Here is a 19,938-nt window from a genome sequence, read left to right on the forward strand (position 1 = left end):
ATGAATAAAACCATTATGGAGGTAACAAAGATGATCCACCGATAAAGTCCACAAATCATGGTTCTTGTTGCCACGTTTATGAAAAAACAAGTTTAGTAATTGCAATCATTAATTTCGATAAAACTAATCAATCCAATAATTTGATATTTTTAATTTCTCTATTATCTTTCAAAGCCGTAATTTTAACTTTAACCATTTGTCCTTCCTGTAGATACTTAGCTTTTTTGTGTTCATCTGTAGTTCGCCTAATATCAGCTAACATTTTATAAGTAACTTTAATCCCTATGATTTTGATAACCTCGGCATCTAAAATTTGACCAATTTGAAATTCTTGAGATGGTTTAGATTTAGTAATTTCATTTTGGCGGTATGACTTTAAATTATCTAATTTTGGGGCTTGATGTCTTCGATTGTCTGACATATCCATTACTTGAAATGGAGTTGGTAGTATTAGACGGCATTTATACTCATTAACTGTTTTATCATCTTCCTTAACAGACTGACAGATGTAGTCATTTGTTGTTATCTCTCGTTCTATTTCCATGTATCGTGTTCTACTTACAGGTGGAAAAATATCCCATCTCAGCATAGTTAGTAACATTTTGATACGCGGTACATCCTTTAGCTTCAATTTTTCATAATCTTGGAGAAAGTCAGCTTCACTAATGCGCGTAGTTACATATTCCTCAAACTTATGAATACATTCTTTATGCTCATCAGAATTAGCAGGGCGATCGCCACTTAACCAGTTATTATCATCAAATAGCTGTGTGTATCGCTGCTGAGGTTCATTACGATATCGTTCATTAAGGGAAAGTTCATATTTTTCAATCATTACTGCACCCATACCTAATGGCTTTCCTATACCAAGGGAAAGCCGATATTTTTCTTTGCTATCAAGACCAAGTAATTTGACTTTCTCTACATCTTCGACTGATAGGGTTAATACCCATAAAAGCGCACCCAGTTCTACATCACTGAGATTCTCAAAATAAATGGTGAACTCAAAAGAAACTCCTGATTGAATTGGCTTAATTTCCGTGTACTGGGATTGTTTATCTTTAATTTCAGCTTCAGTTGCTTTGGCTTTAATTCTGTCTATGCCTACATTTCCCTTATGCCAATATAGTTTATGTCCTCGAATTACTGTGTCTTGATTTGGTTGACTAGCATAGTGCTTCAGGCTTTTCTTTTCGTGGCTTTTTTGGACTAAGTAGTGCTGAAATGTTGTTGGTTTAGAAGTAGCCAGAATTTGTGGTGTAATGGTGTCATCAGTCAGCCAGATACCATCTTCATCAGTTTTATATTGAGCATCACTGAAAAATATACGTCCAGCACGAGATTTTTCTCGTTTTCCTTTTTTATTTTTATCAGAACCTTGTTCTTTGTTATCGTTTTTACGCCTAACAAAGCCAAAAATGGCATCAGCTAAGTCAATTTTGTCAGATTCACCTACTTCTTCAGGAATAAAATCAACTGCTGATGCGGCTTTTCCATCATTTTTAGGAGAATAAGGAATACGAAAGTTAGGACTTTGACCAAATAAAGTTACTGTTGACTGTCGATTTTGTGGCTTACAGTAAAAAACAGGTCTAGGTTCTTCATTATCTAGATATTTTAAAAAACCCATACTTTCATCGAAAGTATTTTTAGGATTCTGCTTAAAAGGCTTTCCTTGTTGAAAGTCTGTTAGTGCGTTACGGTAATCTCTGATTGCCTCTTCACTAATTGGAATTGAAACAGCTGAATTATCAGATTGCAAAACTATATAGTGGGATTTACGTCCTTCCTTGCGGCGAAGTAGCCGTTTGCGTTCCGCTTCCGTTGTTTTGCTGTTATCTAGCATGTTACCGCTAGTAACAAGCCAACCTTTGTGTTCATAATCACAATTTTCACTAATCTTTAGAGATTCTCCTAATCCCTCATAGCTAATTTTGAGATACTGAGGTAAGTAATTAGCTTTTTCCATAGTGATTAGGGAAGGAAGATAAACTTTTATATCTTCTTCTTTCACTCGAATAAATGATTTACCCAAGTGGTTTTTCATAGCTGGGCGAATGAACCATTTACCATCTCTTTTTTCTAGATACCCTGCGCTGACATTTCCAGCTAACTTACCAACAGCATTTGTATATCTTTCTGCTAGGGGGTCGTCACTATCAGCAGCAACCGCACGGAAGAAAAATTTTGAAGCATCTGAGACTCTTTCAATCTTGCCAAAGCTAACAATTTCAACTAGAGTTCTCACCATTCCACGCAAACTGCTACCAGGCAAAACGGGATACTGTTTTGAAGGATACTGAAAGAATTCAGCCTTTTTTTTGCGTTGTTCTGGTGTTAATTCTTCGTTCTGTTTATCTCCAAAATCTGCAAAATCAGCAGGTGTTAAACCACAACGAATATATAAAGGTGATTCAGTTTTTAAGGTACATATAATTTTGCCAGTGTGACGGTCAGAATAGTAGCGGTTGTTATCGCGTAATTTCCCATTACATTCAAGTTTTGCTTCAACTACTTTTTCTGGTATCTCTACAAAGTTATAAGGAGCAACTGCTTTACGGTCATCAGGCACTTTTTTTAGATGTTTAGGATTCATAAATTTTTTCTTTTGTGAGAGATACAAGACGACTGAGAAAAATCTGAGCTACTCCATCTTGGTCATAAGAAAAATAGTGATGTACTTCTAGTCGAAGTGGACGATACTGTTTCTGTTTATCCTGGCTAAAAGTAATCCCTGTGATGGGAGCAGCATATTTAAGCCCCTGAGAACCATCTGAAAGTAAGGTAAAGTTACCGTTTGCTTTTCCTTGAGTACCCCAGAGAATTTGTGATTCTAGTATTAAACCTATTTTTTCTTGTTTAAGTAATTCTGATACTTGGCTTTGTAAAATTAGCCGCGATCGCCATTTTCCATTACTATTCCATAGTAAAACTTCACCAGCTTCTCCAAATATCCGGCATTGTTGTAATGTTGACAGACGTAATGTAGGAAAATCATACTCAGGAAAAGCTTGCTTAGAAGTTTCTAAAATGCCGCTTTCTACTTCAAAATGTCCCCAGATAACTCCATCCTCTGCATGAGCTAACACGTACCGTAACTAATAATCTGTAGTAATTGCTTGTTGCTTTAACCAATCCTCCAGTAATAGTTCAATTGTTTCTGTTGAAACTTCCTGACACAAATCTTGATTCATGGTGCTTGCTCCAAAAACTTTTTAACAAACTCTTCCATTTCATCTTTATCCTGGTTGCTGATTAGTAATTTCCGATTCTCCTCAGAGATTACCCACTTGTGTTGTTGCCAAGCTAGAGTTGCTTCAACTCCCTGCAAACGTCCTCTCCCAATACTGCTAGTACCACCTATTGGTAAATCACCTGTCCATAAATCTTTAAGTAGTAGCAGAAGTAACCCAATTTCATATTCCTTTGGTTGACGTAGTTCCAGTTCTAGTTTTATGTGCGCTGTGTTACTACTTGTATTGCTACTTTTTTTTAATTTACCTTTAACTTTATTAATTTTTTGACTATCCTCTTTTTTAGAAATACCAAAAACTGGCTGTTCCTGAAACAATGCTCCGCTATATGCTCCGCCTGTAAAACGGTCAATAGCAATTCGGCTTTGTACAATGTCAACTGTATTTTCTATCAAGCTTTCATGAATAACTAAACGACTAGCCTTTGCTTGTTTACTTTCTTCTTTAACAAAGCCAAATAGGTCATACACAATTTGTAAATTCTTATCTAAAGTATTCACTATTCTCTCGGCTCTATGCCATAGCACTCCTGCTAAACTTGTACCAGAAACAACTGGCTCAGGTTTGTCTTTTCTATAGGAGTGCAAATGTACCACATCGGGAGAACATTTGTTTTGAATTAAATCTTGGCCAGAGCGAATGAGTAAGGGGCTGGCTAGTTGAAATTTGGCAGTGATGAAGAGGCGATCGCGCTTATCTGGCTTATCTATCTTTAGCTTCTGGAGGTGTGTATCACTCAATAGTTTGTCGCTTGGTAATTTAGTAGCATAAGGTTTACCCCAAGGTCTTTCAAATGTTAACCAAGCAATGCGATCGCTATGTTTAGTTAAATCAAATTCCCAAAATTGCCACTCATCTACATGACAGCGACCAAAACCCCGTCGCTTTTTCATTCCAATAGCAATCTCACCATTCTTTAACCCTTCTAAAGCTAAAGCAAGTGCTTGTTTTAATTCATTCTCATCTTTATCTTGATCTTTTTCAATTAACAACTCAAAGTTCAAAGGAAACTTAGTCCCTGCAGGCAAGAGTTCCAAGTCGTATTTTGCCTTGTCAGACGCAGTACCAGTTGCACCATCTATTTTGACTCCATCTCGTATTTCAACATTGTGAATAGTGCTACTTATTGCATCATGAATAATTAAAGGACTTTGAGTATTTTTTTCTCTTAACGCAATTTTTTCGGCTTCATTTTTATTCCTTTCATCCTTGTAAGCAAATAAATCACCAAACAATTTTGCAGCTATATTATCACGGCTTTCACTTTTCGTGTAATCACGCTGATATTCATGTAAATAATTGCGTAAAGCACCAGCAATTGATGAACCTGTTAATAAAGGGTTATGACTAATACTGTCAAGTAACAGCATCATATCTGTAGCACCTTCAGCATCACCATTTCCCAAACAAGTTGGCGTATCCAGAACCAAAACACCGCGTACAATAATGCGCTTAATAATATGTCGTCCTTCGCGTGTTCTATTCATCTTGTTTATCCTTTGTCGCTTGTTTGGCAACCGCAATAATTAGCCGTAGCGTGTATTCTAGCTTCAGTTTTTCAACTAAGTCTGGTGGAACTGACTCACCAGCAATAGAAAATTTTAAATTATCTGAATCTAACCATGTATTTGAGTCTTTTAACCAGTCACAAATCTGACCTTTGAAAGATTTACGATAAACTTTTGTGTCTTCAAATTGACTATTGGCATTTTTGGTTAGATTTTTCAAAAAATCAATAACTATTTTTTTTCTTTCTTCTAATTCTTCAACACCTGATTTTTTAATTTCTTGTCTCAGAGCTTGTGTTGCTACAATCATTAACCGGGAAAGTTGGCTATTGCTGAGTTTGTTGGGTTTGAGTTTATAATTATCAACCTTATCTAAAAGTTGCCTATCTAGCTTTTGTTCCAATAATCTCTTCGCCATCTTTTGCGCTAGTTGACTGTCTTCTGAATTTGGGACTAGCTGTGGTTGCTCCCTGTTAGTTTCTCTTTTTGGTAAACAAGCATTAAATATTGCTTCTTCCTCTAGCCAATTGATAGCAATTCTTCCAAAACCATCAACCCGCCTTTCACCAATACCTTGATTTTCTACTAAACGAATTTTTTCTGAATCTAGTTCTCCATCTTCTTTATTACACTTAAATACAAAAACACTACCTGCTGCTAAAGCTGGTACTTGCGGTAAAGGTAATCCCCATTTACGGTTAAATCCCCCAACAATAAGACTATTGGTATAACTAGATTGTGGTTCTAACTTTATATCTAGTAATTCTTCTAATATCTGAGTTAATGACTCAACTTTTTGATTAATTTCATCTCCTGTTGAGTTTGGTGGCGTAGCAACATAATGACCCCATTTATCCCGTAAAATTAGATCACTAAGAAGAGTAATACGGATTAGTTCTCTGTCGTTACGGTCTTCAGGCTCAATTCCCACTTCGTCCCAATAATCATACTCTTTATCCTCTTCTATAGGAATAATCTGAGTATGTCCATATCCCGCACTTTGAGAACCGCCTAACCACATTTCTTGTGGTTCTAGTAACGGCTTAATTTTTTCTATATCGTCAGGATCGTCACAAAGAATTACAGCCTGGAAATATTGTTCGGCATCTAAAGCCTCATAGCGAAATATTGCACCATTATCTTCATCACCTCTGCCTTTTTTGCGATTTCGCATATTATGAATGTTGATGCGTCGTTTTTCTTTGTAAAGCACTATATCTTTATCATCTACAGTGCAAAAACTCTCATCTAGTGACTTGTATGAAATATCTTCTTCCGGTGTTTCGTAACTGAAATCATAAACAGTTATCTCGTCTAAATTTGAAATGTCATCACCCTTTTTCTTTAACCAAGAGCGCGGTACAGGTAGAGTGCGCTTTTGTTTTTGTTTATCGTACAAATAAGCATTTAAATATCGGGTATTACCATTAAAAAATAAACGTTTTATATCTGGATATTTTGATTCATCTAAAATATCATCTGTACTTTTTAAATTGTGACGTTGGAGATAGCGACCAATCAACACTCCGCGAATCATGCTACCTGGAATATACGGAAAAGATACATCACTGTTCGGGTCTCCCTGAAGCGAAGTTGCTAACAATGGTTGTGTAGTGTGCAGTAAAAAAGTAATTGCTTTCATCCCCTGGTTTCCTGCTCAAAATAACGAAAATGTTCTCGGGTAATTTCTTCCCCAATTGAGTTATGTAACATACAACGAACATGACCCCGACCCCGGTTACGTCCGCTACCAACCCTTTGCAGTGCTAATGTGCTGACTGCTAAGAGTGCTAACATATCTGGTGTTGGTTTTTTTTCAAATAACAATGGTGCGGTGAAGCATAAATCTCGCAAGATAACCCGACTAGAGCGTAAGCTATGTTCTACGGGTGCGCCATCTTCAGGGTCAATAGCAGTTTGACGGCGAATAGTGGTAAGAGAAGCAAGAATGTCTACTTCTGTGAGTCTTCTTCTGTCTGGATGTATGCGTTCTCTTTCCTGTTCTTGGTCAAGTTGAAGTTTTACAGCCTTTCGCAAGTCTTGGGGTAAACAAGCATCGCCAACGTGCATCTTGGAGATAGTTTCCAGGGTGCTACCAGGTATGCCAAATAAATGTTCAGTGGCTTGTTCCCAACGGTAAGGCGGTGGTTCAGAAAGCACAGCAATCAAATTGTCGCATTCTTCACTCAACAAGCCTTTTAAAGTACGTCCACGTAAGTAGGGAAATCCGTTAGCATCATGCTCTACTTCTTGGTCGATTAAACCTGCTACTCCATCACCACGCCCAAAAGTTGTATCACTCAAAAGTAGCATTTTCAGGTAATAAATCTCCATTCGTTTTCTCCTTTAAAGGAATGTGAAATTCCATTGCTTCAATGGCATCAAAATAACCACAAACTCTCGTATTTGTTCTGGGGTCTTCAGTCCAACCAGATTGATACAAGTTGTCATATTTTGACTTGCTAAATCGGGGTAAATAGTTCTCATTCAAACCGTAAACCTGTAAAAACTGCTTTGTTTTCTCTGAACCTTGCCGTAACTGTTCTCGCAAAGCTATCACTTTATTACGGCGACCTATCCAGTCAGGGTGCGTGTTGAATTGATTCACTACCTCAGAAAAATCATCCCAGTTGCGCCAATCATTATCAGATTGCAAGTACAAAGGTCGTATGGTGAGATTTCCTTCGGTAACTTGATATTCTCGTTGACGGATATCGCTGATTGAACCTAACAAACCGCTAGGAGCAATGTGCCAATCAAGTGCAGAAAAATCTGATATTCCCAGTCGTTCTTTTTCAGAACGCACAAAGTTTTTAGCATTTCTGCACAGCGATTCACTTAATTGATATGCTCTAGCAAATGGATAATGCGTTTTGACAATAGCTATTCCTGCACAGGCTGTTAAATCTTTTTTATCTGCTACTTTTTGAGCTTCAAATTCCTTCAGGTAAAGTGCTGCTAACGATAATCCTAAGCGTCCATCACATACAAATGTAACGTCATCACCGCCGTAAACTATTGGACGAAAAGGCAGATATTTTTTCTCATCTCTTTCTGTAATTGCAAACTGCTCTTGTAATTTTCCATCTGCTAATTGGATAACTCTCTCAGCAACTTTTTTTAAGGCATTAACACCTGCCTGATTCACAGTTTTAGATAGTTCACGCATGGCAGTAATATACTCACGGTCTGTTTTACATTTCCTACCATGTTCTTTAAAGCGATCGCCCATCCCGTTACCATCAGCGTGAACTATAGCCATGTAACTACTTTTACCCTCTGTGCGACCTAAATCATCAACATCATAAGGGACTATATAATTGCCTAGCGGTAAATTTTTAAATATAGTATCTTTTAGTTCTTGATTGGCTGGAGCTTTATTTTTAGGGTCAACGGCTCGGAGCTTTTCAACGATTTCTCTGGAGACTGGATAGCTAGTGGTTACACTGTAGCGATCGCTAGTATCTACAGCAGATAATCCAGTAGAAAGACAGTTAGCTGTAACTCCCAGACCTAGCAGAGGGACTCAGGTGGTTTATTAAGCTTTTTCTTAAACACCTTTGTCGCAGGCTTTAGCAAATTATCACACCACCAGCGCCATGCTATGACTATACTTTTGTCAGTATTATTTTTACAGGTATGTAGTTTTGCAAATTCTATTGCTAATTCAGGTAGTATTGGAACAGTAATTGGCTCTGTTTCCCAGCGTAAATCATGCAAATCAAAGATTTCTTTTAAGGAAAGTTTTATATCTACTGCTTCAGCTTTAGGAGAATCATTCTCCCTATCGATGAACATTTGTAAACTTCGAGCATCCAGATAACTAAATTGAGGATTCTCAACTCCTGAAGCCTCGAATAAGGCACGATAACCGTGAACGGACATTGCCTTTGTTCCACCTGTATAATTTAAACCAAAAGTATGCTTTGGATACTTTTTTAAAATATTTTTTACTTCGGTTTGGATTTTGTCTTTAATAACACAGGAGTTAGCCTCATGTCTGCCCAATGAAATTGGTTTGACATTTACACCCTTTAAATTTCTTTCCAAACAAGCAGCTTTACTAGTTGTATCTGTGCTGTGTACCAAGTAAACAGTACCATCCTCTTTCAGCAGTATTTGGGCTGCAACATAGTTGGGTAAAGGATTCTCACCAATCAGCAAAAACAGGTGATCTACTTTGTAAGGTTCAAACTCAGATGTATTCATGTGGTAGATGTATGTGACTTTTAAGATTGGCACACCCAGTATTACACAGTATCGGAAGTACCCCTTTCCAATACCTGCTACTTTAGTAAAACACTTGAGATACTTTTATTGATTATGAGTATAAACTTCACTAACCTTCCGCACCCCGATCTTTTACAGCAGCTAGCCAATGGCTCTATAGACCAAAATCATAATCTCTCCCGCGCTATACGGCTATGGGCAGTATTCCTCAAAGGTTTTGTGCGTATTACGATAAAGTTTTCTGTCTCGCAATTGCATCAATGCTTTCCCCGCAAGGTAAAACGCTTTTTCTACTTGCCGTTTCAAATGCAAGCGATCGCTTCTGTAGAGTCACTGAAAATAGCGCGGAAGTTAATGACAAACTGGTAGCCAGCATTAGCCATGACGACAACCATTTAACGCAACCCTGGGTAGTAATGGTAAACGACAAAGAAGTATTTCGTGCCAACACTCCAATGCGTTGCGATCGCTTCATCTGCACTCACTACAAAAATGGTTCATTACCTGTGCAGGATAAAGAAGCAACACCCCCCACGACCGAAAACCAAATCATGGCGCATATCTTCAGCGAGTGCCAGAATTATGGGTTTGAAATTCTCAATGATGGCATTTACAACAACAACGGCGTGAAACTAGGGCAAGTCGGATGCACTGATGGTAACTGGTGGGTGAAGAGGCGTTATTCAGTCCAGCAGCAGTATTCTAACTCCGTGTTTGATGCTGTGCGCTCATTGTCGATGGTGGATACATCGCTGGCTGAACCAGTTCACAAATACTTGCAATCCCTACCATTGGAACAACTGACTACTGAGGAATTACAGCAGCTTTTCAACCATGAAGTGCGATCACAACTTCAAGAATTAGTCACAGTGTAAAGCCTAAAAGACCCTCTCAAGGCTGGCAGCTCCCCATGTTCCGGCTGACCTGCTTTTCAAACGCAATGCACTTCGGGAATCTCACTGGAATCCTTTGGTGAAAGCAAGTGATAACGCGATGGCACTACCATTTTGGTTGAATGACAACCCTGTAATCACCACATCACAAATCAAGGGCGATTTGCAAGATATACAAGCTCGTTGCGGTTCAGTCAGTTTGGTAATTGTGGACTATGTGCAGTTGATTGAACCAATGCGCCGTGAACGAGGGGAAAACCGCGTACAAGAAATCGACTCCATCTTGAAACAACTCAGGGCGATCGCTAAACAGTTCAATTGCGCTGTCTTGGGTTTAGCCCAATTAAAAAGAGAAGTTGATTCACGTTCCGAAAAGCGTCCGACAAAAGCTGATTTTCGAGAATCGGGAGGATTTGAACAAGAAGCTGCTGTTATGTTGGGTTTGTATCGTGAAGATTACTACGATAAACAATCCACCCAAAAAGGCATTTTTGAAGTTTCAGTTTTGAAAAGTCGGTTTAGTAGTGAGACGACTGTTAATCTCTTGTTTGATGAACGATTTGGACAGTTTAAGAATTTAGTTACAGGCTCATTCACCAGCAAAGAACTGAATAATTCTCGTTGATAATCAATATCTGTAACTGTCCGGTAGACCCTGTAAGGATTGATTTACATTCCCAAAGGAGTTGGGACAATCTTCAAATACTTGTTAAGGGCAAGTATGTAGCTATCAACAAAGTTCCTGTTTGCAACAGCGAACGTATAGCGTTTAGTAATTGTATCGCTCGTCTTATATCTATACCGACAATCAAACGATCTGTGCAATGATTGCGATCGCCTATGCCAGTTGCGTAAGTTTTGTGTGGGTTATTATTGCCCACTTCAAAAAAAAGATTATGCAGCATCACCAGCAGCCGTAGTAGCAGTATTAATGCCAACCCAGTTATAGCCCTTGTTGATGAACTTACCTGCTATATCATCAGGCTGGATACGATTATTTGAATCCTCCTGGCAAGTGTCAAAGTTACAAGCAATGGCGCTGTAGTCTATTGTGGTAGTGCCATAGGTAGAGTTGTTGTAAATGCCACCACCATCACCAGACTCGTAACTACCAGAACTGAGTTCAATTCCGAAAGCTTTATTGTGCTTGATAATGCTGTTGCCCACTGTTAGAGTACCATCATTGTAGATACCACCACCAAAGTGTGCCTGATTGTTACTAATGGTGCTATCACTCACGGTAACAATGCCTAATTGATCGCCTCTAACAGTGTTACTACTATAACTACTAGTATAAAAACTGCCGCCATCATTAGCATTATTGTAAATGCCACCTCCAGCTTTCCCTGCTGTATTGCCACTTATACTGCTATAACTAACGGTAACTAAGCCGAATTGATTGTTGCTGTCACTGCCGTTCCCGTTCCCGTTAGAGCTAGAGTTATAGATTCCGCCGCCGTACAGACTGGCATAGTTACTGCTAATAGTGCTGTCACTCAATGAGAGAGTGCCATTATTATAGATGCCGCCTCCAGTAGTTGCATAATTGTAACTAATAGTGCTGTTGTTTATGCTCAGGTTGCCATAAATAGTGCCTGCTATTGTTCCATTTGGTGTTGGAAAATTAAAGCCAATATTGTATATCCCAGCACCTACGGTTGCCTTATTACCACTAATAGTACTATAGTTAATAGTAGTAAGAGTTACATGTCCATAACTTCCATAAATGTCGATGCCACCGCCAGGTCCGCCTCCTATCGCTGCGTTATCAGTAATATTGCTATAGTTTACTGTAAGGCTGCCTGTGTTCTCAATGCCGCCACCACTATATCCTGAGTTGTTGTTGCTAATATTACTCCCATTTATTGTGAGGGTGCCAGAATTATAGATGCCACCACCTGATCTACTAAAATTGTCGCGGAATGAATCACCTATTGCCGAGTTGTTAGTTATGCGACTGTAGTTCAGCGTGAGGGTGCCTGAGTTGTAAATGCCGCCACCATTACCTGTACTATTCGCATTATCATAGCTGTAATTATCAGAAATAGTGCTATAGTTCACTGCAAGGGTGCCTGAGTTGTAGATGCCACCGCCATCGCCTCCATTTACTGCGTTACCAGTGATGATGCTATTGCTCAGTGAAAGTACGCCTTCATTGGAGATAGCACCGCCTCCTATTACGCCTATATTGTAGTCATTGAAAGTATTAAAGCTATTAGTAATAGTCAGCCCGTTGATTGTAGCTGTTGCGCCACTGGTAATATCAAAAACACGAGATGCACTATTATCAGTAATAGTTAGTAAGTTTGGATTTGTACCTTGAATGGCAATATCATCTGTGATACTCAGACCACCACCAATTAAACTGATGGTATGAGCCAGTCCATCATCAAATAGTCCCCCAAAATTGATGATGTCTTTTCCTGACAGGGCATTAGCATCTAGAATTTCTTGCCGTAGTGAACCAGCACCACTGTTATTAGTATTAGTAACGGTAAATGTAGCCATTAGTACTACTCCGATTTTTATTCAGGTGTATAAAAATTGCGTTGATCAATGTCATGATACTACTACGACTAAAGAATATTTCTTCTACCTCTGGCGGAATATTCAGGTATCAGTTTTGTCAAAGAGATGGATTATTAACTACGAAGGCAGATTGCGAACAAAAAACTACTGGTGAAGTTTCCGCAATGGGGCTTTGTGACAGTTGATGGAGTGCTGGTTGATTGGAATGGCTAAGTTAGCGCTAATAAATCGTAGCCATACCGCCATTTCATATCTACTAGGAGACTTCATCACTAAATAATACTGTACTGATGAGAATCGCCTCGATAAAATTTTTCCTAAAAGTAAAAGTGTATTGGTCTGAAGGGATTCTTTAGAGAATTAAGCTGCTGGCTAATGATTATAATGAGCGTAAGTATAATTATTGAACTACAAACAGACTTCATGGTTCAACTTTACCTTTAATGAAATTCAAAATGCAAAATTAAAAATTAAAAAAATTTTGGAATTGATTAATTCTAGGTACAGAGCAAGCACTAATCTCTAAAATATTTGAATTTTGAATTATCCGTACCCTTTTGTGGAAGCAATCTACGCGTAGCGTCACGTTCCATATTTATCTCCTAGCAAAATGTTGAACTTCCTGATGTCCGGCAAAGGTTAGGCGTAGGGTTTGCATAGTGCCATTAGTAGATTCTGCGATCGCGCATTCCCCAAATTTTTCTTGTAACTCGGCAACTTTACCCGGATTTCTCACAAGTGCAGAAAAATCATTAGCTGTTAGTCGATCAAACGGCTTACCCAGCAGTTCCTCACGAGATGGTTGCGTTAGTTCTACCATCGACAACACCCACACCGCATCGAACGCAGAATCACACGGAATTTTCTGCTGATACACTGAAGTTGCCCGAATAACCCACCATCTGTTGTTAGTACAGCCTACTTCGCCAAGCTTTTGATCGTGGTCGTAGATACCATCGTTTAGGATTTCAAACCCGTACTTTTCGCATTCATCAGCAATCTGTACCATGATTTCGTTCCCCGTTGTAGCGACTGGGGTTTCTTCTTCTTGTATGGGCAGTGTTCCGCGCTGGTAATGCCATGTGATATAGCTGTGGCATCTTTTAAAAGTGTTCGCGCGGTGAATTGATCGCCAGAAGTCCAAAGGCGATAAAAAATACGTGCCAATTTATGGGCAGCAGTGATGGCCTTGGGAGCGCCCATGCGTGATTGCATATGACCGTAATAAGCGCCTAAAGCCGAGTGACTACGGCAAGAGTTCGATCTGCCATCCGAAAAGCTTTGGCAGCGCGACTAATAACAAAGCTTTTGACTTCACCACTTGCTAGTAAATTGCTATGATATGATACGTATCTTACAAGAGTAGATAATTTATTTCTTGGAAATCCCTTAAGCATAAACTGGGTATTCAAGTAGTTTATTTATTTGTGATTTCTTGTCTTTTTCTAAATGATTGTTATCAAAGTTAAATAGAAAGATTTATCTATGTCCACAGTACTTGCCTATCTTGAAGATACCTATAAATTTAGTGATAAAGCTCACTTTGAGTATATTGCCAATGATGAGCGTGGTTATTATTGCGTACTCGATAGCACTATATTTTATCCGCAAGGTGGTGGTCAACCTTCGGATGTAGGTACTATTGAAGCTGAAAGAGTTCAGATTCCCATCACTTTTGTAAGCTTTGTAGATGGAGAAGTTCGTCATTATGGAAACTTTTCATCGGTATCCTTGGAAAAAGGCGAAGAGGTAACTTTAAATGTTGATGAAGCTCGTCGTATACAAAATGCTAAGGCTCATACGGCTGGACATCTTATGTACACTATAGTTGAATCTTTTGATAAAAATCTAATTGCAATTAAAGGATATCATTTTCCCGATGGTTCCTATGTAGAGTTTCAAGGCAGCCCTTCATTTGAAAATATGGAAACATTTATTGCTGAAGTTAACACAAAAATTAGTGAAGCTTTAAATAAAACTACTAGTGTAGAAGCTTCACTAATTACATCAGAACAATTAGCAGCCCGTTGGTCTAATATTCCTAGTAATTTACCGCCAGAAAAATCTTTGAGAGTTGTAACAATTGGCAATCTTCATCCCACACCATGTGGAGGAACTCATTTAAAATCACTTAATGAATTAAAAAGTGTAGTAGTTACTAAAGCCAAACGTCAAAAAGGAAATCTCAAGATTAGTTATAAGTTTGAGTAAATTTATGCTTTTTATTAAGTTAAAATATTACTTTGTTTATTAATAGTAGTTGCGTATTTGTATTAATTTATAAAATTTTAACCGCAATATTACTAATTTAACTTATGTGATGTAGCTGAGGCTGGAAAGCTACATTACATAAATTAAGACCAAAAAACTAAATCTCCTCCTGGCATTTTTCCAATAAAAGAGCTAATTGTTATGCGCTCTCCAATGCCTGGTAAGACTTCATGAAAATTACGGGTGTTAAAAATAACCAAATCGCCTGTGATTGGAATATTATACTTTACTTCTGAGTTAGCTACTAAGGAACAATCGTAGCCATACGAACCAGGAATTTTATATTTTTCATCTTCAGGCTGCCACTGACGGTTGTAGACTTTGCAAATACCACCTTGGCTAGGTGCTTTGATATATACATTCCAGACTAGCTGTGAGGTAATATTTCCTATTTTCCAATCTGGAGCATCTAACCCAGCAAAGTCTAGATGTAGCAAGGCGATATTAATCTGACGTATCAATCCGGCAAAATAATACCCATAAATTTCATTTTCGTAAGCAGTTTCTACTTTACTTGATACATTCTGACGCAAAATTGTTGCTAGACGTTTTAGTGGATTAAAAGCTAAAGAAGTAACTTTATTATAAGTTTCACTAGCTTTTTTAACTGCATCGAAATATCCAGATTTATCTCTATTTCTATATTCAAATTGGGTAACTCCAATTCTACCAATTGGCGGTTCTACATTTTTATAAAAATCAAACCCAACTTTTTCAATCGCTAAAGCTAATTTGTGGCATTCTTCAACTGAAGCAAATTTAGAAATACGAATTGATGGAATGTCATTTCTCAGTAACGCTTGAAAATTTTCTGAGTTCATTTCACAGTCATTTAAGGTTTGCCATTGGGTTGTTTTTAGCATATAAGTTCTCCTTCCTTCATATCTCATTAATTTGCAATAGGGATAAGAATTGCTAGGAATCTTTAATGGAAGTTATTAATTCTGGTAAATAACTTTTTTATGTGTCAAACAAATTGACGTTAATAGCAGTTCAGAATAAGAGGTGAGCGTAGTCTCTTCAACCTCACGATTATTATTTTTTGGAATAAATTGAATATTGAACTGTTTGGTAAAAAGTGATTGATATTTAAAAATTATGAGTAATAGCTATTCAACTCTCACCCATTTCAATACTTTGGGATCTTTGTCATATCGGTAGCTAAGTCCGTCTCTAATGGTGATAAGCTCCCCTTTACTGCCCTTACTTCTAATAGTTTTAATGGAATAGTATGTTAATTCGCTCATTTCTTTATGAGAAAGTCCTTCAGTTGTAGCTTTTTGAGTCAAGATAGCTAATTGGTCTTGAGATTCATGATTAGAGGAAATTTGAGTATTTTCTGGAGAATTAGGGGCTATCTTTTGTGGATTTCGGTAATCTTGGATAGTAACAAGTCGCCAGCTAGAGTCTTGTGAAAGTTCCAAAACCCATTGATGATAATCAAATAAACTTTCTCGATGTCCCACACTAATAAATGTTGTTTTCGTCTCTTTTAACTGTTGATATAAACTTCCTTCGTTTTTCAAATCCAAGGCACTTGTTGCTTCATCTAATATGGTGAATCTTGGATGAGTTATTAACAGGCGTGCAAAAGCTAGGCGTTGTTGTTCTCCGAGCGATAATATATTTTCCCAAGGAACTTCTGTATCAAAGCTTTCAACTCGACTGAGCAAGTTTTGCAGGTTTACTTGTTGCAAAACTGCTTTTAGTTCTGTGTCGGTCATTTGACGATTAGTTTTGGGATAGAGTAACTGTTCGCGCAAAGTTCCCAGAATGATATAAGGACGTTGGGGTAAGAATAGGAGTTCTTCTAGAGGAGGTCGTACCAAACGACCAGTTCCCGCATTCCACAAACTAGCGATTGCTCTGAGTAGAGAACTTTTCCCTCTACCACTAGGGCCAACAATTAATAAACCTTCTCCTGGTTGAACAGAAAGGGACAAATTTTCAACAATTACTTGTTCATAGTTGGGCGTTTGTAAAGTGACATTCTCAAAAGCAAACTGGTTTTCTTCTATTGTTTTAATCGTACTGACATTTTCTGGCTGTTTACTTACTGCTTCTAAAGCATCTGAAAACTCAGATAAACGCTCAACGTAACTAGAAAATCGCCCAGAAACGCCCAATTCTCGAATTAATTCTTCTAACGCGGCTGCAAACTGATAGCTGGCTGTAGTGGCTTGTCCAACTTGTCCAAAATCAATGTCACCTTTAATGTATAAAGGTGCGAGTACTAAGAGCATACCAAGTTCGATAGCACCTCGATATCCTCTGTTAAAAATTGCCTGATTTCTCTCCCAACCAATCTTACGTTGAATAGTTTTAATTAGGCTCAGGAATCGACGTTCAATTATATTTAATTCTTGTTGTTCTCCTTGATAAAAAGCTATAGATTCAGCATGATTTCGCACATGAGTTAGAGCATAACTATAATCGCCTTTAGCTTCGAGTTCTGCCTGATTAATTTTAATAAATTCTTGATTTAAGTAACCACCAATTAAATTACAGATAATTGTATAAATAATGATAACAATAGCTATTTGTTGGGAAATAGACCAGATAATGACTAAAAAGATCGTCATTTCCAACGCTTTTTCTAAGAAAGTAGCTGAAAAGTTGACAGCACTACTCGTAATCGGTTCAATTTCTTGGGATAAGCGTTGATCTGGGTTATCGATGTCGGCTTTAAAATTTATTTTGTAATAAGCGCGGTTTCTCAAATATTTATTTAATATATTATTTTCTAGCCATTGATACCAATGAAGAGAAATTTGTCTTCTGAGAAATTTATTAAATCCCATCAAAAGTGTTATAGAAACAATACCAACAGCATAAATTGAAATAGTATAAGTAAATTTAGAATAATTTTTTTCTTGAATAATTACATCTATTAGGTAGCGATGAATAAAAGTATTACCAGCATTTATGCCTACATATAACATTATTACTAATAAGAGTAAAATCAGCATTCCCCAGGCACGAATTACATCACCAAATGCTCTTTCGCCTGGCTTTGTGGGATACCAATAAGGGCCTGCGATCGCTTTGACATTTCCCCAGAAATGAAAAAAGTCTGAAAAAGGATTTGTTGCAGGTTTAGATTGAAGAATTTGGGCTGTCATATTTGAGAATAAAACCGATATATTTTAGATTTATCTTGATTATTTTAACTGTTAAATAATCAGTAATAGTGACTGAATAACAAATCCCATTACTAACTATTTTTTAAAACATATTACCTAGTTGTTGAGTGCGGCTTAAAGCTGTAAGCACTGCATTAGCAATCACAGTCCGCATCCCTCCTTTTTCTAACTCGTAAAGTCCAGCAGCAGTAACTCCTCCTGGACTCGTTACTTTGTTGCGTAAGACGGCTGGATGTTCATCAGTTTGAAACATCAGTTCTACACTGCCAGCAATTGTATGCAGTGTTAATTCTTGGGCTTGTATGCGAGTTAAACCCATCTGCACCCCAGCATCAATCATCGCTTCGATATACAGATATATAAATCCTGTTCCGGCACTACTCAACGCTGTTGACATATCAAGGTAATGTTCGTTTTGGGTAGCAAACTCTTTACCTAATGCTTGTAAAATTATTTGAGTATGCGATCGCTGTTTTTCTGTCACACTTGCTGATGCGCTCCATACTGTAGTTCCATGACCAACTTGCACTGCAATATTTGGCATTGTACGGACAACAGCAGAATGATTTAAACCTTCGCACAGAGCTGCAATACCCACTCCACCGATAATACTAATTACTAAAACATCAGGTGAAATCTGACCTTTTAGCATAGCCATAACAGAGGCTAACACCTGCGGCTTTACTGCTAAAACTATAATAGATGCGCCTTGTATAGCTTCTATATTGGAGGTTGTAGTACGTACTCTATATTCTCTTTCTAAATGAAGGCATCGTGTAGAAAGTGGCTCGCTCACAACAATTAGTTCAGGTTTTTCAACAATCTTGGTTGATAACAATCTACTAATTATCATTTCCCCCATCGTTCCGCCACCGATGAAAGCAATTTGTAAATTTCTTAGCATATCTTCTTCCTAAGTTATTTAATATATTTTTAGCTTTAACATAAATTAGGCTGAATTACAGCTTTTAATACAGAACCTTGCTCTACATCTACTAGGGCTTGATTAATTTCTTCTAAAGTATATGAACGGCTAATTATGCTTGACCAAGCAATATTTTTGTCTGAATTACTATGACGTTTTAATAATTCAATCATTCTGTAGAAATGGCTGAAATCAATTCCCCAAGTTCCGCGAATATCTATATGTTTTAAATTAATTTCTAAGTGGGGATTGATGAGAATTTCACCAGTGTTTGTGTAATGCCCAACAATCACATAGCGCCCCCCATTTCTTGTCATATTCAAGCCTTCTTTGACAGCAATGGGAATACCTGTGGCTTCAATAGTCACATCAGCACCATGTCCGTTTGTCAATTCCAAAACTTGCTCAATATGTTGTCGTGGATCGTTAGCATTAATTACAAGCGCTTCATCGACACCGAAGGATTTAGCAACTGCTAATCGACTCTCAAATTTATCAATAACAATTACTTTACCCGCACCTGAAAGTAAAGCGAGAATTGCTGCACTCAAACCCACAGGGCCACAACCTTGTACTACAACAATATCACCAATTTGAATCTGCCCTCTGTCAATCGCGTGTAGTGCAGTTGGTAAAGCACATCCTCCAGCAATAAATTGCTTTGGCGAGACTTCTTCGGGTAGAGTGAGAACCTTTACCCCTGGTTTAAGATAAATTAATTCAGACCAACCGCCCAATAACCCATCTTTGGCAGAGTAGGTGACACCATAAACCTTACGTTGGGGACAGCGCGTGGATGCTTTGGCTACTAGACAATACCAGCAGTTGTAACAGGTTTCGTGGACATCCAAAAAAGTGGCGATCGCTCCAGGCTGAATTAATTTACCATTGACATCATTAACCTGCCCCCCTGTTTCTACCACACGACCGACTGAAAAGTGACCGGGGATAATTGGGTAGGGAACTCCTTCTAAATGTCCGCGCAATAGATGTACATCAGTTCCACAAACTTCAGAATATAAGGTTTCAATAATGATTCCACCCTTTTCTAGAATTGGGTCTGGTAATTGTTGCACTGTAACTGGTTGATTAGGTGCAGTCATTACAGCTGCTAAAGGCATGAATCATTACCTCACTTTTGCAAATTGCTGTTGATGGAGAGACGTTGTATGCAACGTCTCTACA

At 38.0% G+C, this 19,938-nt stretch carries 17 protein-coding genes; 3 read left to right on the plus strand and 14 right to left on the minus strand.

What is annotated here, in order from left to right; translation table 11 throughout:
• Positions 1–127: 127 nt before the first annotated feature.
• From RMX98_RS25770 to RMX98_RS25800, 7 genes are all read right to left on the minus strand, one after another.
• Positions 128–2,596, minus strand: a complete 2,469-nt coding sequence (locus RMX98_RS25770; protein ID WP_322676903.1) for a TIGR03986 family CRISPR-associated RAMP protein — start codon at positions 2,594–2,596, stop codon at positions 128–130.
• Positions 2,586–3,089: a CRISPR-associated protein Csx19 gene (gene csx19 / locus RMX98_RS25775; RefSeq protein ID WP_322676904.1), complete on the minus strand. Its 504-nt coding sequence runs from the start codon at positions 3,087–3,089 to the stop codon at positions 2,586–2,588. The genes RMX98_RS25770 and csx19 overlap by 11 nt, the downstream gene beginning before the upstream one ends.
• A gap of 101 nt (positions 3,090–3,190) precedes the next feature.
• Entirely contained in the window at positions 3,191–4,741 is a 1,551-nt protein-coding gene (locus RMX98_RS25780) for an RAMP superfamily CRISPR-associated protein (protein WP_322676905.1), read from the minus strand.
• Entirely contained in the window at positions 4,734–6,404 is a 1,671-nt protein-coding gene (locus RMX98_RS25785; protein ID WP_322676906.1) for an RAMP superfamily CRISPR-associated protein, read from the minus strand. The genes RMX98_RS25780 and RMX98_RS25785 overlap by 8 nt, the downstream gene beginning before the upstream one ends.
• Entirely contained in the window at positions 6,401–7,096 is a 696-nt protein-coding gene (locus tag RMX98_RS25790; RefSeq protein ID WP_322676907.1) for an RAMP superfamily CRISPR-associated protein, read from the minus strand. The genes RMX98_RS25785 and RMX98_RS25790 overlap by 4 nt, the downstream gene beginning before the upstream one ends.
• Positions 7,059–8,024 (minus strand): Cas10/Cmr2 second palm domain-containing protein, encoded by a 966-nt coding sequence (locus RMX98_RS25795; protein ID WP_322676908.1) that lies wholly within the window; start codon positions 8,022–8,024, stop codon positions 7,059–7,061. The genes RMX98_RS25790 and RMX98_RS25795 overlap by 38 nt, the downstream gene beginning before the upstream one ends.
• A 251-nt stretch (positions 8,025–8,275) precedes the next feature.
• A complete protein-coding gene (locus RMX98_RS25800; protein ID WP_322676909.1) occupies positions 8,276–9,004 on the minus strand; it encodes a hypothetical protein in 729 nt (242 codons plus the stop codon).
• Positions 9,005–9,252: 248 nt separating this feature from the next.
• On the opposite strand from RMX98_RS25800, the gene RMX98_RS25805 reads away from it, so the two are divergent.
• The gene (locus RMX98_RS25805; RefSeq protein WP_322676910.1) at positions 9,253–9,867 is read left to right on the plus strand and encodes a hypothetical protein; all 615 of its coding nucleotides are present in this window, start codon (positions 9,253–9,255) and stop codon (positions 9,865–9,867) included.
• Between the two features lie 49 nt (positions 9,868–9,916).
• Positions 9,917–10,510, plus strand: coding sequence for a DnaB-like helicase C-terminal domain-containing protein (locus tag RMX98_RS25810; RefSeq protein ID WP_322676925.1), 594 nt, complete (start codon positions 9,917–9,919; stop codon positions 10,508–10,510).
• A 73-nt stretch (positions 10,511–10,583) separates the two neighbouring features.
• On the opposite strand, the gene RMX98_RS25815 is transcribed toward RMX98_RS25810, so the two are convergent.
• The 3 genes from RMX98_RS25815 to RMX98_RS25825 form a co-directional block, all read right to left on the minus strand.
• A complete protein-coding gene (locus tag RMX98_RS25815) occupies positions 10,584–10,790 on the minus strand; it encodes a hypothetical protein (RefSeq protein ID WP_322676911.1) in 207 nt (68 codons plus the stop codon).
• The gene (locus tag RMX98_RS25820) at positions 10,780–12,393 is read right to left on the minus strand and encodes a hypothetical protein (RefSeq protein ID WP_322676912.1); all 1,614 of its coding nucleotides are present in this window, start codon (positions 12,391–12,393) and stop codon (positions 10,780–10,782) included. The genes RMX98_RS25815 and RMX98_RS25820 overlap by 11 nt, the downstream gene beginning before the upstream one ends.
• Before the next feature lie 616 nt (positions 12,394–13,009).
• Positions 13,010–13,423: a hypothetical protein gene (locus RMX98_RS25825; RefSeq protein ID WP_322676913.1), complete on the minus strand. Its 414-nt coding sequence runs from the start codon at positions 13,421–13,423 to the stop codon at positions 13,010–13,012.
• A 476-nt stretch (positions 13,424–13,899) separates the two neighbouring features.
• Between RMX98_RS25825 and RMX98_RS25830 the strand changes: the two genes are divergently transcribed.
• Positions 13,900–14,625 (plus strand): alanine--tRNA ligase-related protein, encoded by a 726-nt coding sequence (locus tag RMX98_RS25830; RefSeq protein ID WP_322676914.1) that lies wholly within the window; start codon positions 13,900–13,902, stop codon positions 14,623–14,625.
• 143 nt (positions 14,626–14,768) lie between these two features.
• Here the strand turns inward: RMX98_RS25830 and RMX98_RS25835 are convergent, their stop codons facing one another.
• The 4 genes from RMX98_RS25835 to RMX98_RS25850 all read right to left on the minus strand — a co-directional run bounded on the left by RMX98_RS25835 (position 14,769) and on the right by RMX98_RS25850 (position 19,874).
• A complete protein-coding gene (locus RMX98_RS25835; protein WP_322676915.1) occupies positions 14,769–15,548 on the minus strand; it encodes a hypothetical protein in 780 nt (259 codons plus the stop codon).
• 246 nt (positions 15,549–15,794) lie between these two features.
• Positions 15,795–17,807, minus strand: coding sequence for an ABC transporter ATP-binding protein/permease (locus RMX98_RS25840; RefSeq protein WP_322676916.1), 2,013 nt, complete (start codon positions 17,805–17,807; stop codon positions 15,795–15,797).
• A gap of 103 nt (positions 17,808–17,910) precedes the next feature.
• Positions 17,911–18,732 (minus strand): pyrroline-5-carboxylate reductase, encoded by an 822-nt coding sequence (proC, locus tag RMX98_RS25845; RefSeq protein ID WP_322676917.1) that lies wholly within the window; start codon positions 18,730–18,732, stop codon positions 17,911–17,913.
• Positions 18,733–18,767: 35 nt separating this feature from the next.
• Positions 18,768–19,874: a zinc-binding dehydrogenase gene (locus RMX98_RS25850; protein ID WP_322676918.1), complete on the minus strand. Its 1,107-nt coding sequence runs from the start codon at positions 19,872–19,874 to the stop codon at positions 18,768–18,770.
• Positions 19,875–19,938: the final 64 nt, after the last annotated feature.

It is taken from the genome of Nostoc sp. DedQUE02, from assembly GCF_034531035.1.
Lineage (GTDB): Bacteria > Cyanobacteriota > Cyanobacteriia > Cyanobacteriales > Nostocaceae > Nostoc.

Coding starts and splice junctions, on each gene's coding strand:
- RMX98_RS25785 (WP_322676906.1), bottom strand. CDS start 6,404: ATGAAAGCAATTACTTTTTTACTGCACACTACACAACCATTGTTAGCA.
- RMX98_RS25795 (WP_322676908.1), bottom strand. CDS start 8,024: ATGGCTATAGTTCACGCTGATGGTAACGGGATGGGCGATCGCTTTAAA.
- RMX98_RS25790 (WP_322676907.1), bottom strand. CDS start 7,096: ATGGAGATTTATTACCTGAAAATGCTACTTTTGAGTGATACAACTTTT.
- RMX98_RS25805 (WP_322676910.1), top strand. CDS start 9,253: ATGCTTTCCCCGCAAGGTAAAACGCTTTTTCTACTTGCCGTTTCAAAT.
- RMX98_RS25835 (WP_322676915.1), bottom strand. CDS start 15,548: ATGCTAAAAACAACCCAATGGCAAACCTTAAATGACTGTGAAATGAAC.
- proC (WP_322676917.1), bottom strand. CDS start 18,732: ATGCTAAGAAATTTACAAATTGCTTTCATCGGTGGCGGAACGATGGGG.
- RMX98_RS25840 (WP_322676916.1), bottom strand. CDS start 17,807: ATGACAGCCCAAATTCTTCAATCTAAACCTGCAACAAATCCTTTTTCA.
- RMX98_RS25830 (WP_322676914.1), top strand. CDS start 13,900: ATGTCCACAGTACTTGCCTATCTTGAAGATACCTATAAATTTAGTGAT.
- RMX98_RS25825 (WP_322676913.1), bottom strand. CDS start 13,423: ATGGTACAGATTGCTGATGAATGCGAAAAGTACGGGTTTGAAATCCTA.
- RMX98_RS25820 (WP_322676912.1), bottom strand. CDS start 12,393: ATGGCTACATTTACCGTTACTAATACTAATAACAGTGGTGCTGGTTCA.
- RMX98_RS25770 (WP_322676903.1), bottom strand. CDS start 2,596: ATGAATCCTAAACATCTAAAAAAAGTGCCTGATGACCGTAAAGCAGTT.
- RMX98_RS25780 (WP_322676905.1), bottom strand. CDS start 4,741: ATGAATAGAACACGCGAAGGACGACATATTATTAAGCGCATTATTGTA.
- RMX98_RS25850 (WP_322676918.1), bottom strand. CDS start 19,874: ATGCCTTTAGCAGCTGTAATGACTGCACCTAATCAACCAGTTACAGTG.
- RMX98_RS25815 (WP_322676911.1), bottom strand. CDS start 10,790: ATGCTGCATAATCTTTTTTTTGAAGTGGGCAATAATAACCCACACAAA.